Below are 14,830 nucleotides of genomic sequence, written 5' to 3'. Positions count from 1 at the left end.
CAGCATGTCATAGTGATTTAGAGTCTTTTCACATGTCATAGTGACTTGGAGTGATTTAAGAAAGACTCTGCACATATACCAGCGGCGAGGTAAATCGATGACGATGATTAAACCAGAGGTGGCGTCCGATCCAAAGGCGATGGTCGCCGAGGCCGAGAAAGCGCTGGCCGATATCGCCAAGATCAGGAACGGCATCGGAACGGTCATCTTCGGCCAGGAGAGCGTCGTCGAGCGCACCCTCGTCGCCCTTCTTGCCGGTGGACACGCCCTGCTCGTCGGTGTTCCCGGCCTTGCCAAGACCAAGCTGGTCGAGACACTCGGAACCGTGCTTGGACTGGACGACCGCCGCATCCAGTTCACGCCGGACCTGATGCCGTCCGACATTCTCGGCTCCGAGATCATGGAGCAGGACGACAATGGCAAGCGCTACTTCCGTTATGTCAAAGGTCCGATCTTCGCCCAGCTTCTCATGGCCGACGAAATCAACCGCGCCTCGCCGCGCACCCAGTCGGCGCTGCTCCAAGCCATGCAGGAATATCACGTGACTGTCGCCGGCGAACGGCACGACCTGCCGCGCCCCTTCCACGTGCTCGCGACCCAGAACCCGCTGGAGCAGGAAGGCACCTATCCGCTTCCCGAGGCTCAGCTCGACCGCTTCCTGATGCAGATCGACATTCTTTACCCCGAACTCGACGCGGAGCGCCGCGTGCTGCTTGAGACAACGGGGACCTCCGAAGCTTCCGCGGCTCGGGTGATCGACGCCGAACGTCTTCTCGAGATGCAGCAATTGATCCGCCGCATGCCGGTTCCCGAAGGCGTGGTCGACGCCATTTTGACCCTCGTCCGCTCGGCGCGGCCCGGCGCCGACAACGACATTGCGAGAAAGTTCATCTCCTGGGGACCTGGTCCCCGCGCCAGCCAGGCGCTGATGCTCTGCGCCCGCGCCCGCGCCCTTTATGACGGTCGTCTCGCCCCATCGGTCGATGATATCAAGGCACTCGCCGAACCTGTCCTCCAGCACCGCATGGCCTTGACGTTTGCGGCCCGCGCCGACGGCATGAACGTGCGCGATGTGATCGCGAATGTGACCAAGGTTGCCCTCTGATGGCAGCAATCGGCACGCAAGTCCGGCGAACCGAGACAGGCGACGCGCTTGCGCGCGCCCGCCAACGTGCCGCCTTGCTGCCGGACCTCCTCGTCGAGGTCCATCGCATTTTGAATACGGTGAATACCGGCTGGCACGGTCGTCGCAAGAGCGGCGTTGGTGAGAGCTTCTGGCAATTTCGCCCCTACACCGATGGCGAGGCCGTCTCGCGCATCGATTGGCGCAGGTCCGCCCGCGATGATCGCACCTACATCCGCGACCAGGAGTGGGAGGCGGCCCACACCGTCTGGCTTTGGGCCGATCCTTCGCCATCGATGCTGTTCAAATCCGAACAGGCGCAGGTCTCGAAGGAGTCGCGCGCGCTCGTAATGGTGCTCGCATTGGCGGAATTGCTCTCGCGCAGTGGCGAACGCATTGCCTATCCCGATATTTCCGACCCATCCTCGGCACGCAATGGCGCCGAGCGCCTGGCAACCCTCCTCTCCCACGCCGCCAACTTGCCGGCCAAGCCTGATCTCGACAGGGTGCGCCGTTTCTCGGATGTGGTGCTGGTCAGCGATTTCCTGGAGCCGGTCGAAGAAACGCTCGAAACCCTGCAAAAACTCGCCCATGTCGGCGCGCGTGCGCATCTCATTGAAATCTACGATCCGGCCGAGGAAGACTTTCCCTACAGGCGGCGCACCGAATTTGTCGACCCCGAGACCGGCGCTTCACTCACTTTCGGACGGGCCGAGGATTATGCCAGCGATTATCGCAACCTGTTTTATGCCCGCCGCGAGACCTTGAGCGCCTATTGCAAGCGCATCGGCTGGAGCTACACGGTTAATCGCACTGATCGCCTCGCTTCAGAAGCGCTTGTGACGGTGCATATGAACATGACCGCCAAGATCGGCTATCAGGGTGGAGGCGTCGCATGAATGCGCTTCCCCTCGCCTTTGGCGCTCCGGCGATTCTTGCAGGATTGATCGCCCTTCCGGTCATCTGGTGGCTGCTTCGGGTGACGCCGCCCCGTCCAGTACGCGAAATCTTTCCGCCCTTGCGGATCCTGGCACAGCTTCTCAAAAAGGAAGAGACGCCGAACAAGAGCCCGTGGTGGCTGACCCTGCTGCGGCTACTGCTTGCAACCCTTGTCATCCTCGCCTTGTCGGAGCCGGTGTGGAACCCACGCCCGGAAACGCTGACCGGCAAGGAACCGGTCGCGATCGTCCTCGATAATGGCTGGTCCTCGAATGAGGAATGGCCGGCGCGCAAGGAGACGGCGGAGCGCCTTATCGGCGATGCGGCGAATTCGGGCGCACTGATCTACATTCTCGGAACGGCCGAACGAGCGAACACGGATATCGGACCATTCGACGCGACAACCGCGCTCGAGCGCGTACGCGCCTTGAACGTGCGGCCGATCCCGGTCGATCGTGCGGCCGCTTTCGCCCGGTTGAAAACCGCGCTTGCCGACATTTCGGGAACCCGCATCGCCTATCTCAATGACGGTATCGATACGCCAGCGGCCAATGCTGCGTTGAAATCGCTGCAGGACGCAAAAATCGCATCGATGATCTGGTATCAGCCATCAATCAGCGCCATCTCCGCTATCCGCCAGGCCGAAAACAGTGCCAATGGACTGACGGTTCATGCGGTGCGACCGAGCAATGACCGTGGACAGGGCGCAGTCACCATCGGCGCCTTCGATGAAAAGGGCCGGCGCATCGCCGAGACCGGTCTGGTTTTCTCCGCAGGAGAAGCGACAGGGCAAGCGGTCATCAATGCGCCGTACGAGCTGCGCAACGACTTTCACACGCTGCGCATCGACGGGACGGCGCAAGCCGGCGCGACTTTCCTCATAGACGACAATAACAAGCGCCGCCGCGTTGCGTTGCTTTCCGGATCGGATGCCGATCTGTCGCAGCCCCTGCTTTCTCCGCTCTACTACATTTCAAGGGCGCTTGAGCCCTTTGCCGATCTCCTGCGGCCGCGCAATGCCGAACTCGTGCGCGCCGTTCCGGAATTGCTCGAGCAAAAGCCGTCGGTCGTGATCATGGCGGATATCGGCAAGTTGCCTCCCGAGACCGAGCGCCTGCTTTCCGACTGGGTCAATAACGGCGGCACGCTGATCCGCTTCGCCGGCCCCCGCCTTGCCGGCAGCGACGAAGATCCCCTGCTTCCGGTCACACTGCGCAAGGGCGAGCGCTCGCTTGGCGGCGCCCTCTCCTGGAAAGAGTCACAGCCGGTCGCGGCGTTCCCGGACAACGGTCCCTTTGCCGGTCTTCCGACCCCGCAGGACGTGACGGTAACGCGGCAGGTCCTCGCAGAGCCGTCCTCGGACCTCTATGACAAGAGCTGGGCCAACCTCGCCGACGGAACCCCGCTTGTTACCGGTGAAACGCGCCAGCGTGGCCAACTGGTGCTGTTTCATGTCACGCCCGAGGCGACCTGGTCGAATTTGCCCATCAGCGGCAGCTTCGTCGATATGCTGCACCGCCTCGTTGCCCTTTCGCGCAATGCGGGTCCGGCAGCCAATGGCAACGGCGCCAGCGCGTCCCGTGCCTTGCCGCCTTACCTCATCCTCAATGCCGAGGGCGGGCTCATGCCGCCCACAGGTGACGCAAAGCCATTGATCACCAAGCCAGGTGAAACACCGCAGGTGAGTTTCGACAATCCTCCCGGCTTCTACGGAGTGGAAGACGCGATGTCGGCACTCAACCTTTTCCGGCCCGATGGGGAGATCAAGCCGCTGGCCCGACCCGATATGTCATTCCCGGTAACGACGGCGCGCTATGCGGTCGACGAATCGCTGCCGCTGCGCGGCCCGCTCTTCGCGCTGGCAGCATTGCTGCTGATCGCCGATGCCGTGGCCATCCTCTGGCTCGGAGGCCATCTGCGCCGCCGCTATCGCACGGTGGCTGCCTCGCTCGCGATTCTGCTCTTACCCGTTCTTTTCGCGATCGCACCTTCGCCCGCCCATGCGCAGCAAAACGACAGCAAGCCCGGCGACGAGGCCATCATCGAGGCGGTAAACGCCACCCATCTTGCCTATGTGATCACCGGTGACAGTGCGGTCGACGATATCAGCAGGGCCGGCCTTGCCGGGCTCTCGCGGGCGCTCGCCGACAGCACGGCGCTGGAGCCGGGCGAGCCGGTCGGCGTCAATCCGGCAACTGACGAGCTTGCCTTCTATCCGCTTATCTACTGGCCTGTCGATGCGGCTGCGCGCATGCCATCGCCTGAAGCCATCGCCAAGATCGACGCCTATATGCAGCAGGGTGGAACCGTGCTCTTCGACACGCGCGACCAGGATGCGGCGGCCGTGAGCTTCGAGAATGCGACCACGCCCTCGAACCAGCGATTGCGCGATATCCTTGCCGGCCTCAACATTCCGCCGCTCGAGCCGGTGCCCAGCGATCACGTTTTGACCAAGTCTTTCTATATTCTGCAGGATTTCCCCGGCCGCTACCGCGGCAGCCCGCTTTGGGTGCAGGCGTCTCTTTCCACCGAGGCAAGGTCGGACCGGCCCGTGCGCGCAGGCGACGGCGTGACGCCAATCATGATTACCGGCAATGATCTTGCCGGCGCATGGGCTATCGATGCCAGCGGCTCGCCCATGTTTCCGACCATTCCCAACGATCCGATGCAGCGCACCTATGCCTTCCGCACCGGGATCAACATCGTCATGTACATGCTTACCGGCAACTACAAGTCCGATCAGGTGCATGTGCCGGACCTGCTTGAGCGTCTGGGAAATTAGCCATGTACCTGTCGCTCGATTTCCAGCCGCTGCTTTCGACCACCCTGCTTGCCATTCTGCTTGTGCCATTGCTCGCCTTGACGCTGGCGGGCATCTATTTTCGCCAACGCGGGAGCCTCCTTCGCTTTGTCGCACTGGCCGCCTTCGCCATGGCGCTGCTCAATCCGATCGTCGTCAACGAGCAGCGCGATCCCTTGAAAAGCGTCGTTGCGGTGATCGCCGACCGCAGCCAGAGCCAGGATCTCGGCAACCGCAGCGCGGATACGGACGCCGCGCTCAAGGAGGTGCAGACCGAGCTTGCACGCCTGCCGCAATTCGAGGTTCGCACGGTCGAGACCGGCCGTGCCAGCGAGAATGATGATGCCACCTCCACCCGTTTGTTCGGGGCCTTGAATGGAGCGCTGCGCGATGTGCCGCCTTCGCGCGTTGGCGGAGCGATTATGATCACCGACGGGCAGATCCACGATATTCCGGCCAACCAGGCGGGACTTGGCTTCAATGCTCCCATTCATGGGCTGATCACCGGCGTCCCCAATGAAATCGATCGGCGCATCCAGTTCGTGCGTGCGCCGCGCTTCGGCCTGACTGGAAAGCCGCAGCAGATGACCTACAAGGTCACCGCTTCGGGCGAAGCGCCGGGCGGCAGCGCGCGCGTTCATGTGCGCGTCAATGGCAACGAGTCCGGCAGCGAAGATGCCATCATCGGCGAGGAAATGCCGCTTGAGGTGACGTTGTCGCGCGCCGGGGTCAATATCGTCGAGATTACCGTCGATCCGATTCCAGGCGAGCTTACTGGCGTCAATAACCGTGCCGTCGCCATGGTCGACGGTATTCGCGAAAATCTGCGGGTGCTGTTGATTTCAGGCGAGCCGCACAACGGCGAGCGGACCTGGCGCAACCTCCTGAAGTCGGACGCGTCCGTCGATCTCGTGCACTTCACCATTCTGCGCCCGCCCGAAAAGCAGGATTCGACCCCCCTTCCGGAACTCGCGCTGATCGCCTTTCCGACGCGCGAACTCTTCGTCGACAAAATCGATCAGTTCGATCTGATCATCTTCGATCGCTATCAGCATCGCGATGTGATGTCGCTGCTCTATTACGACTACATAAACGACTATGTGCAAAAGGGCGGAGCCCTGCTTATCGCAGCCGGTCCGGAATTTGCGGGCCAGATGTCGATTGCGAACACGCCGCTTCTTTCGGTGCTTCCGGCCACGCCAACCGGCAATATTGAGGAAAAGGCCTTTTATCCGCGCCTCAGCGACCAGGGTAAACGCCATCCGGTGACGCGCGGGCTTGAAGGCAGTACGCAGGAACCGCCGGCATGGAGCCGATGGTTCCGTGTGATCGATGTCAATCCACCTGAAGGCTCGGTCATCATGAACGCCGGGGACCGGCCGCTGCTTGTTCTCAACCGCATTGGCGATGGCCGGGTCGGCATGTTCCTGTCCGACCAGGGTTGGCTCTGGGCGCGCGGTTTCGAGGGCGGCGGTCCGCATGCCGCGCTCTATCGCCGGATCGCCCATTGGCTGATGAAGGAGCCAGACCTCGAGGAAGAGGCGCTGACGGCAACAGGCAATGGCCGCAATCTCGAAATTCATCGCCAGACGATGCAAAAAACGGCTGAGCCCGCCAATATCATCACGCCGTCGGGCAAGACGCGGTCGGTTCCGCTGACGGAGACCGAGCCCGGCGTCTTTACCGCCTCCGTGCCGACCGATGAGATCGGGCTCTACCAGGTTGCCAATGGCGATCTGACGACGCTCGCCCATGTCGGACCCGTCGATGCGCCGGAGTTCACCGACAATGTTTCGACGCAGGCAAAACTCGATCCGCTTGCCCGCGAAACCGGCGGCGGGACGCGCCGCCTGCGCGCGGCCGCCAATCAGAGCGACATCGAGGTACCGAACATCGTTGCCTCGCGCGGCACGGCAAGCGCCAGCGGCGACAATTGGATCGGCCTGCGCCAGACCAATGAGACGGTGCTGAAGAGCGTCACCCGCCTGCCGCTTTTCTCGGGCTTCCTTGGCCTTGCCGCCATGATGCTTGTGCTTGGCGGCATGTGGTACCGCGAAGGCAGGTAAAGCTACTGGCCTGCCATCGCGGCGTGGATGACCTTGCCTTCCACATCCTGCAAAGCCCTTGGTGCGAGCTCACAAGCGAGGAACCGCGCCGGATCAACCGGCGCCGGCAATACGATCCGGTGGCCTGGTATCTGGCGGAAGCCGAACGGCGCGTAATAGGGCTCGTCACCAACGAGGATGACGAGCTTGTGTCCGGCAACGCGCGCGGCTTCCATGCTGGTGCGCATAAGCGCTGCGCCAATGCCCTGTTTCTTCCATGCCGGCCGCACGGCGAGCGGGCCGAGAAGCATCGCCGGGGTAGTGCCGATACGGATGGGCGTCAGCCGGACCGACGCGACGACGTGTTCGCCGTTGAGCGCTACGAAGGAGAGGTTGCGATCATGCGGTCCGCCCTCGCGAATGCGATAGGCCGCCCGGGCAAACCGCCCCGGCCCGAAAGCTTCCCGGTTGATGTCTTCGATTGCAGCATCGTGCACCGGTTCTTCCGGCGCGTAGGTCACGACATGGTTCAGCATGTTGGATTTCTTTGAAGAGAGTGGTCGTTCGCCTCGGCAAATATCGCCATTGGCCAGCACAGGAGCGTCCGTCGCACGAGGCGCCGGTCCAGGTTTCATCGTCGGATGATCAGAAGTCCTGCCACAAATCTCTCCTTTTTCGTTCGCCTAACATCAATCTGTCGCGACGTAAACCAAAATCTAAACAGACACTGTCGAAGAGTTACGCTCTGTTCACCACCCGGGGGCTGAATTAAAAATCCTGCAGCGCCAGCTATAGGCTCAGTAACCAATGGAGATTCGAAACGATGGGTTTGTTGATCGACGGCGTATGGCAGGACAAGTGGTACGACACCAAGCAGAGCGGCGGGCGCTTTATTCGCACTGAATCGCAATTTCGCAACTGGGTGACAGCCGATGGAAGCGCCGGACCATCCGGCCGCGACGGCTTCAAGGCGGAGCCGGGACGCTACCATCTATATGTATCCTATGCCTGTCCCTGGGCGCATCGCACGCTGATCTTCCGCGCGCTGAAGCAGCTCGAGGATGTCATTTCCGTATCGGTGGTCGACCACTTCATGGGTGCTGAAGGCTGGACATTCCTTGAACGGGATGGCGCGACCGGTGACGAGCTTTTCGGCTACGACTATCTGCATCAGGTCTACACGCGGGCCGATCCCAAATGTTCAGGCCGGGTAACCGTACCGGTGCTTTGGGACAAGAAGCAGAACACGATTGTGTCGAACGAATCCTCGGAGATCATCCGCATGCTGAATTCGGCATTCGATGCCTTCGGTGATCACGCCCTGGATTTCTACCCGGAGGCGTTGCGACAGGAAATCGATGCCGTAAACGCCCTCGTCTATCCCAACATCAACAACGGCGTCTATCGCGCCGGTTTCGCCACCACGCAGGAGGCCTATGAAGAAGCCTTCACCCAGCTTTTCGGCGCGCTCGATCAAATCGAGGCGAAGCTCGCAAAACAGCGCTACCTCACCGGCGACCGCCTGACTGAAGCTGACTGGCGCCTGTTCACGACGCTGCTACGCTTCGATCCGGTCTATGTCGGGCATTTCAAATGCAATCGGCAACGCATCGCGGACTATCCGAACCTGTCGAACTATACGCGCGAGCTTTATCAGGTGCCGGGCGTCGCGCCGACGGTCAATCTCCTGCATATCAAGGCGCATTATTATGGCAGCCACCGGACAATCAATCCAACCGGTATCATCCCTGTCGGCCCGGCGCTCGATTATGGCGCGCCGCACGATCGCGACCGGTTGAAGGCGTCGGCGTCTGACTGAGGCCGCTACCAGGCGGTCGGAATCTCCGCGCCTTCGAATATTTCGGCAAGGCGCTGCCGGGTTGCAGGCGTCGTGTCCTTGGGCAGGTCGTCGAGGCCGAAGAATCGAGCCTCGGCGATCTCGCGGTTGGGCTTGAAGGGCGCTGTCTGACGAAACGACCGGCATATATAAAGCGCAACATGATCGCGTTTCGACGCATGAGCATTGTGATAGATCGCAAAGAGCTCTGGCCTGCCGGTCAGTTCGATGTTGCCTTCTTCCATGAGTTCCTTCGAGAGCGTCTCTTCCATTGTGTGGCCAGTCTCGACCCCGCCGCCCGGAAACTGCCAGCCATGCACATAGGTGTGGCGGATGAGGAAGACCGTACGCGCTTTTTCATCGATGACGACCCCGCGGGCGCCGAGGGTCATCGGGCGCCGCAGCAGGAAATAGGCATGGAGCACACGGTGGCGCCAGGTGGAACGCTTGTCGGTCATTCTTTCCTTCTTCAGGTGGAACAGTCTAACCTCGCGACTGTTTTGTTATCGGGTGCGCCGTTCGCGCGAAACGTTCTACCACTGGATTTAGCCGTCATACTCTCCTAAAGCTGAAAAATGTTCCGTCTTGCCCACATCTCAGACATACATTTATCGCCGCTTCCCGCACCGAACTTGCGGGAACTGATCTCCAAGCGCATCACCGGCTATATTAACTGGCGTTCCAACCGCAAGGAAACGATGACCGGCAGCACGCTCGATACGCTCGTTGCCGATATCAAGGCGCACACGCCCGATCACATTGCGGTGACCGGCGACCTCGTCAATCTGGCGCTCGATGAGGAACTGGAGACGGCAGAACGCTGGCTGCGGACGCTGGGCGACCCGGCCAATGTGTCGGTCGTTCCCGGCAATCACGATGCCTATGTGCCCGGCGCGCTGAAGAAGGCACGGCGCCTTTGGCAGCCGTGGATGCGCGGCGATATCGAAGCCGCCGAAAACAAGCCTGTCGAATTTCCGTATCTTCGCGTACGCGGCGACGTGGCGCTCATTGGCGTCTCCTCAGCCCGCGCGACCGCCCCCTTCATGGCGACGGGCGACATTCGCGAACGCCAGGCGCGCAAGCTCGGCGAGGTTCTCGATGAGACCGGCAAGCGCGGGCTCTTCCGCGTGATCATGATTCATCACCCGCCGGTTCGCGGTGCGGCTCCCTCGCACAAGCGCCTTCTCGGGATCGGTCTCTTTCAGCGAACGGTTGCTGAATACGGCGCTGAACTCGTCCTCCACGGCCATACGCATCTTGCGACGCGCTACACGATCAACGGACCGGACTGGGAAATCCCCGTGGTCTGTGTGCCGGCCGCAAGCCAGGGTTTCGAGCTTGGACAGCACAAACCACCAGCGGGCTTCAATCTTTTCACGATCTCGAAGACCAATGCCGGATGGGAGTGCACCATGGTGGAGCGTGGCATCGTCGACGCGCAAACGACGATCCGTACGATCCGCGAGCACAATCTTAAGGTAGGCAAGGTGCTCGCCGGGATCTGAGGCTCAGTAAGTTGGCTTGATGATGCTCCAGAGGTGGGCAAGCATGCCACTTGCGCCGATTGTCGCGCCGATAGCAAGGCAGACGATCGCGATCAAGAAAACGGTCAACCCGGCAGTCCTCGGCGCGGCGGCAGCCGTTATCTCAACTGGTCGCGGGGTTGCAATTCCGGGGTCGATACCCGATTCCGGCCGCAAAGAAACCCGCTCGCCTTCCATCAGGCGCTGCCGCTCGACGATACGCTCGGCGATATAGGTCGTGACCGCTTCGGAGACGGGCTTCACTTCGGGTGATTCCGCAAGAACGATCCGGCCAAGGCGCGTATCGCGCACGAAACGATAGGTGCGCCGATCGCGCGCCATCATCACATGGGCGGTAGCATCGATCCAGAGCCGCGGCTGCACTCCCCTGGAAATGGCGAAGTCCCACTGCGGATCGTCGGCAGCCACATCAGCGAAGACCGGCTTTAGATCCTCAGCAAGGATTTCGATGCGCGCCAGATCGGCTTCCTTCATGTCGATGACTACATCGCCGCGATCCGCGGCCGCAATCTGAACGCCCCGAATTGCTTCGGCGAGCCGGCGGTCGTCGGGTGTTCTCTTCTCGCGCATTTCATTCATCGGCGTTTTCCGGCAAGGAGGCGATTTTACCAATCCTTAACGACAAGTCGCGGCAATTGCATCAAAAACGTACCCTCGCCGCATCGCGTGCCCAGAAATGGGTGAAGGGCCCGAGGGCCCTTCCATTCATTTGCCGATGATGCGGTTGGCGGCGGAAATGATCCCTTCGAGGGATGCCGTCACGATGTTCTTGTTGATCCCCGCGCCGAAGAGCTTGCCGCCCGGATATTCGATTTCCATGTAGCTGATGGCCGCTGCGTCGGACCCGTGCTGCAGCGAGTGCTCGGAATAATTCACCACCGACAGCTTGATTCCAAGATAGTGGGACAGTGCATCGATAAAGCCATCCACCGGCCCCGTTCCACGCCCCTCGATCCGTTTCGTTTCGCCGCGATCCGTGATTTCGGCGGAAAGAATCCGCATGCCCTTGCGCTCCGTATCGGGATAGGTGTGGTGGTCGACAAACTTCAAACGCGCGGCCGGCTGCTCGACGTAGAGTTCCTGGAAGCGGTCGTAGATCCGCTTCGAGGGCATCTCCTTGCCTTCCTCGTCGGTGATGTGCTGGATGTCCTCGCGGAACTCCACCTGCATGCCGCGCGGCAGATTGAGGCCGTAATCGGCCTGAAGGATATAGGCGATGCCACCCTTGCCCGACTGGGAATTGATGCGGATGATCGCCTCATAGCTGCGACCCACATCCTGCGGATCGATCGGCAGGTAGGGCACCTCCCACAGGGTCTTGTTCGCCTGCTTGATCGCCTTCATGCCCTTGTTGATCGCGTCCTGATGCGATCCCGAGAAAGCCGTGTAGACCAGTTCGCCGACATAGGGGTGACGCTCGGGAATGACGAGCTGGTTGGAATATTCGTAGACTTCCTTCATGCGGTTGATGTCCGAGCAGTCGATCTCCGGGTCGACGCCTTGCGTGAACATGTTCAAGGCCAGCGTGACGATGTCGACATTGCCCGTGCGCTCGCCATTGCCGAAGAGCGTACCTTCGACGCGGTCGGCGCCAGCCATCAGGCCGAGTTCCGTAGCAGCAATGCCCGTGCCGCGGTCATTGTGCGGATGCAGCGAAATGATCAGGTTCTCGCGATTGTCGAGCTGGCGGCACATCCATTCGATCCGGTCGGCATAGATGTTCGGCGTCGACATTTCGACCGTCGAAGGCAGGTTGATGATCAGCTTGTTGTCCGGCGTCGGCCTGACGATCTCGGTCACCGCATTGCATATTTCCAGTGCGACATCGAGTTCGGTCCCGGTGAAGCTCTCCGGCGAATACTCGAAACGGTAGCCGCCACCGGCTTTGGCAGCCATGTCGGTGATCATCTTGGCAGCATCGGTCGCGATCGACTTGATGCCGTGAACATCCTTGTTGAAAACGACCCGGCGCTGCAATTCGCTGGTCGAATTGTAGAAATGGACGATTGGCTTGTGCGCGCCTTCCAGGGATTCAAACGTGCGCGTTATGAGTTCGGGGCGGCACTGGACAAGCACCTGCAGCGATACATCGTCGGAAGCGTTTCCCTCCTCGACACACCAGCGGGCAAAATCAAAGTCGGTCTGGGATGCGGAGGGGAACCCGATTTCGATTTCCTTGAAGCCCATGTCGAGCAAAAGCGCGAACATACGCACCTTGCGATCATGGCCCATGGGATCGACCAGCGCCTGGTTGCCGTCGCGCAGATCGACAGAGCACCAGATCGGCGCCTTTTCGATACGTTTTGACGGCCATTGCCTGTTGGTGAGTTCAACGAACGGATAGGGTTCGTACTTATTGCCGGCATTGGGCATGCCGGCGGTCGGTTTCCTCGGAGCGATCATATCGGTCATTGTGCTTCTCGTTTCCGGCCGGATACGCGATAGTTTCAAGCGATCTCGGCACTTTTTTAAGCGTTACATCGGACTTGTAAAGGGTAAGGAGCAGAAGCCTGGCGGCACTTTCGACCGCCGGACGCTCCTCTCAACGAGCCCGGCGGTCGCCGATAAGGTCGAGGAGAAGCGGAAGGAGGAAGGCGCGATTCGTCAAGCCCGCAAAAGCGGACAAGGCGAAGGACTTGTGGGTCGGGCGCGTTCTCATGGGCCAGACAAATAAACGACTGTCTGGCCAGATGCAAGGATGAGTTTCGGGCAGATCAGTTCTTTTTGAGCTGGGCCGTCATGCCGGACAGCCATTCGCTGACGACCTTGACGTCTTCCTTGCCAAGGCCATGATCCGACTTGATCGAACGGGCTTCGACGCGGGCGCCGTGCGAGCGCAGCATGTCTTCGAGCGCCGGCGCATAAGGCGCATAAAGCTGGTCCGTGGCGCCCGAAACCGTCAGGACGCGGGCATTGGCAAGGTTCGCCTCGGTCGATCCAGTCAGAACCGGCATCGAGCGTAACAGCACGGCCTGCTTGACGAGGTCGGGGTAAAGCATCATCACCGCGTTGACGAGGTTCGCGCCGTTGGAATAGCCGAGGAAGGTCGTGCGCTTCGGATCGATCTTGTATTGCAGCGCCGCCTGCTTGAAGAAATCGGCAAAGGCCTTCGCCTCGGAACGGATATCCTTCTGGTCGAAGCTGATCGGGGTTAGACGGCGATACCATCGGTTGGAACCGTCCTGCACCACACGCCCGCGCACGGCGAGGAGCAAAGCATTTGGGGCGATCTTGGCGCCGAAGGAAACGAGGCTCGTTTCATCCTGTCCAGAACCATGGAGAAGCACAAGCGTATCGCCGTTCGGCGCGTCGGGGCGATAGATGCGGTATTTGAATGGAAGATCGGCGTGAAGCATGCCGTCGCTTTGCGGAATGATTTCACCCTTGATCGCCTTGTTCAAGATCGTGGCCCCACCTGTTGTGAGCGTATTGATCGGCGTCGCCTTGATCTGCATCGCTGGCATAGCCTTGCTTTTTTGCGAGCAGGCATCGGCAGCGGTATTCTTATCGATGTCAGGCGTCGGATCAACCGCGTTCGAACGCACCTCGGCCTTGCCGGATTGCGGTTTCTCACAATCCGCTATCCCGATTGCGTGCGCCGATTGGGCCGCAGCAACAAGTGAAAGGCCTGCGATAAGTGCGTAGAGATACGGTTTACCCATAAGTTAATCCTAAAAGTTAAAGGTTAACCAAGATTGTAAACAGCCGCGGTCGTCCGCTCGGCGCTGCCATGCCTATTGGCGCTCGATTCTCAGAAACTGGAATGATGCGTCCCGCCAATTTATGTCCCCTGATGTACGCCCCCTGCGTCGCATCAAGATGAATTCGCATTGCTGGGCAATCACTCGCCCAAGCACCTGCTCTATGTCAACATAATTGTAACGAAATCATGACGAACTGAAACAGTCCGTTACATTTTGTTGCGGTCGTGCATCGGTTTCCGGCAATTTAGCCGATCAAACCCCTAAGCTTGACATGCTGGAGCAGCATGACGGTCTTGGCATCGACGATCTCATGACGCTCCACCCGAACGAGCGCATCATCGAGCGTCATCTCGAGAACTTCAATGTCCTCCCCTTCGCCCTCGTGCCCGCCGCCATCGGAGATGCGGTCCGAAGCGTCATAGACGGCGACAAAGAAGACCAGCCGCTCGGTAACGCTGCCAGGGCTCATGAACACGTCGAAGACACGCTCGATGTCGCGCAGGCGATAGCCGAGTTCCTCTTCGGTTTCCTTGCGCGCGGTCGTTTCAGCATCATTGTCGTCGAGAAGTCCGGCGCAGGCTTCGATCAGCATCGGATCGGGTCCCGTCACATAGGCTGGCAGGCGAAACTGCCGGGTGAGCAGCACCGTCCCACGCGATGGATCATAGGGCAACACCACCGCGCCATTGCCGCGATCATAGACTTCGCGCTTGTGCTCTTCCACGCGCGCGTCGCGCCGCTCCATGTCGTAGGTATATTTTTTCAGCGTGCCCCAATTATCGGAAAGGAGTTCGACCGACTTCATGCGCACGGGACTGTCGTTCATCGAAACGCTCCT

General features: G+C 60.5%; 12 protein-coding genes. 6 read left to right on the top strand and 6 right to left on the bottom strand.

The window, feature by feature from the left end; all coding sequences use genetic code 11:
- Positions 1–97: 97 nt before the first annotated feature.
- The 4 genes from AC1DNI_RS12905 to AC1DNI_RS12890 are packed head-to-tail and all read left to right on the top strand — an operon-like array spanning position 98 to position 6,928.
- Entirely contained in the window at positions 98–1,105 is a 1,008-nt protein-coding gene (locus AC1DNI_RS12905; protein ID WP_091944242.1) for an AAA family ATPase, read from the top strand.
- Positions 1,105–2,022 (top strand): DUF58 domain-containing protein, encoded by a 918-nt coding sequence (locus AC1DNI_RS12900; protein ID WP_027233452.1) that lies wholly within the window; start codon positions 1,105–1,107, stop codon positions 2,020–2,022. Before AC1DNI_RS12905 ends, AC1DNI_RS12900 begins: the two co-directional genes overlap by 1 nt.
- Positions 2,019–4,844, top strand: coding sequence for a DUF4159 domain-containing protein (locus tag AC1DNI_RS12895; RefSeq protein WP_477692119.1), 2,826 nt, complete (start codon positions 2,019–2,021; stop codon positions 4,842–4,844). The genes AC1DNI_RS12900 and AC1DNI_RS12895 overlap by 4 nt, the downstream gene beginning before the upstream one ends.
- An 8-nt stretch (positions 4,845–4,852) precedes the next feature.
- On the top strand, positions 4,853–6,928 hold the full coding sequence (locus tag AC1DNI_RS12890; RefSeq protein ID WP_477692202.1) for a hypothetical protein: 2,076 nt from the start codon (positions 4,853–4,855) through the stop codon (positions 6,926–6,928).
- 2 nt (positions 6,929–6,930) lie between these two features.
- Here AC1DNI_RS12890 and AC1DNI_RS12885 read toward each other — a convergent pair whose 3' ends face one another.
- Positions 6,931–7,443, bottom strand: a complete 513-nt coding sequence (locus AC1DNI_RS12885) for a GNAT family N-acetyltransferase (protein WP_091923855.1) — start codon at positions 7,441–7,443, stop codon at positions 6,931–6,933.
- Positions 7,444–7,730: 287 nt separating this feature from the next.
- Between AC1DNI_RS12885 and AC1DNI_RS12880 the strand changes: the two genes are divergently transcribed.
- The gene (locus AC1DNI_RS12880) at positions 7,731–8,726 is read left to right on the top strand and encodes a glutathione S-transferase family protein (protein ID WP_477692118.1); all 996 of its coding nucleotides are present in this window, start codon (positions 7,731–7,733) and stop codon (positions 8,724–8,726) included.
- 5 nt (positions 8,727–8,731) lie between these two features.
- On the opposite strand, the gene AC1DNI_RS12875 is transcribed toward AC1DNI_RS12880, so the two are convergent.
- On the bottom strand, positions 8,732–9,202 hold the full coding sequence (locus AC1DNI_RS12875; protein ID WP_477692117.1) for an NUDIX domain-containing protein: 471 nt from the start codon (positions 9,200–9,202) through the stop codon (positions 8,732–8,734).
- Positions 9,203–9,319: 117 nt separating this feature from the next.
- Between AC1DNI_RS12875 and AC1DNI_RS12870 the strand changes: the two genes are divergently transcribed.
- A complete protein-coding gene (locus AC1DNI_RS12870) occupies positions 9,320–10,249 on the top strand; it encodes a metallophosphoesterase family protein (RefSeq protein WP_477692116.1) in 930 nt (309 codons plus the stop codon).
- A 3-nt stretch (positions 10,250–10,252) separates the two neighbouring features.
- Here the strand turns inward: AC1DNI_RS12870 and AC1DNI_RS12865 are convergent, their stop codons facing one another.
- The 4 genes from AC1DNI_RS12865 to AC1DNI_RS12850 all read right to left on the bottom strand — a co-directional run bounded on the left by AC1DNI_RS12865 (position 10,253) and on the right by AC1DNI_RS12850 (position 14,818).
- Positions 10,253–10,867: a hypothetical protein gene (locus AC1DNI_RS12865; protein WP_477692115.1), complete on the bottom strand. Its 615-nt coding sequence runs from the start codon at positions 10,865–10,867 to the stop codon at positions 10,253–10,255.
- A 126-nt stretch (positions 10,868–10,993) separates the two neighbouring features.
- Complete coding sequence (leuA, locus tag AC1DNI_RS12860; protein ID WP_477692114.1) at positions 10,994–12,700, bottom strand: 2-isopropylmalate synthase; 1,707 nt, start codon at positions 12,698–12,700, stop codon at positions 10,994–10,996.
- Positions 12,701–13,002: 302 nt separating this feature from the next.
- Positions 13,003–13,950 carry an alpha/beta hydrolase gene (locus tag AC1DNI_RS12855; RefSeq protein ID WP_477692113.1) on the bottom strand — a complete coding sequence of 316 codons (948 nt, stop codon included), beginning with the start codon at positions 13,948–13,950 and terminating at the stop codon, positions 13,003–13,005.
- 286 nt (positions 13,951–14,236) lie between these two features.
- Positions 14,237–14,818, bottom strand: coding sequence for an NUDIX domain-containing protein (locus AC1DNI_RS12850; RefSeq protein WP_477692112.1), 582 nt, complete (start codon positions 14,816–14,818; stop codon positions 14,237–14,239).
- Positions 14,819–14,830: the final 12 nt, after the last annotated feature.

Source organism: Phyllobacterium sp. 01N428 (genome assembly GCF_056399405.1).
The sequence above is the reverse complement of the archived record's forward strand: the minus strand, read 5'-3'. Positions and strand labels throughout refer to the sequence as shown.

What these genes read in the sequence shown, in the direction of transcription:
- AC1DNI_RS12905 (WP_091944242.1), top strand. Translation starts at nt 98, where the DNA reads ATGACGATGATTAAACCAGAGGTGGCGTCCGATCCAAAGGCGATGGTC.
- AC1DNI_RS12900 (WP_027233452.1), top strand. Translation starts at nt 1,105, where the DNA reads ATGGCAGCAATCGGCACGCAAGTCCGGCGAACCGAGACAGGCGACGCG.
- AC1DNI_RS12895 (WP_477692119.1), top strand. Translation starts at nt 2,019, where the DNA reads ATGAATGCGCTTCCCCTCGCCTTTGGCGCTCCGGCGATTCTTGCAGGA.
- AC1DNI_RS12885 (WP_091923855.1), bottom strand. Translation starts at nt 7,443, where the DNA reads ATGCTGAACCATGTCGTGACCTACGCGCCGGAAGAACCGGTGCACGAT.
- AC1DNI_RS12880 (WP_477692118.1), top strand. Translation starts at nt 7,731, where the DNA reads ATGGGTTTGTTGATCGACGGCGTATGGCAGGACAAGTGGTACGACACC.
- AC1DNI_RS12875 (WP_477692117.1), bottom strand. Translation starts at nt 9,202, where the DNA reads ATGACCGACAAGCGTTCCACCTGGCGCCACCGTGTGCTCCATGCCTAT.
- AC1DNI_RS12870 (WP_477692116.1), top strand. Translation starts at nt 9,320, where the DNA reads ATGTTCCGTCTTGCCCACATCTCAGACATACATTTATCGCCGCTTCCC.
- AC1DNI_RS12865 (WP_477692115.1), bottom strand. Translation starts at nt 10,867, where the DNA reads ATGAATGAAATGCGCGAGAAGAGAACACCCGACGACCGCCGGCTCGCC.
- leuA (WP_477692114.1), bottom strand. Translation starts at nt 12,700, where the DNA reads ATGACCGATATGATCGCTCCGAGGAAACCGACCGCCGGCATGCCCAAT.
- AC1DNI_RS12855 (WP_477692113.1), bottom strand. Translation starts at nt 13,950, where the DNA reads ATGGGTAAACCGTATCTCTACGCACTTATCGCAGGCCTTTCACTTGTT.
- AC1DNI_RS12850 (WP_477692112.1), bottom strand. Translation starts at nt 14,818, where the DNA reads ATGAACGACAGTCCCGTGCGCATGAAGTCGGTCGAACTCCTTTCCGAT.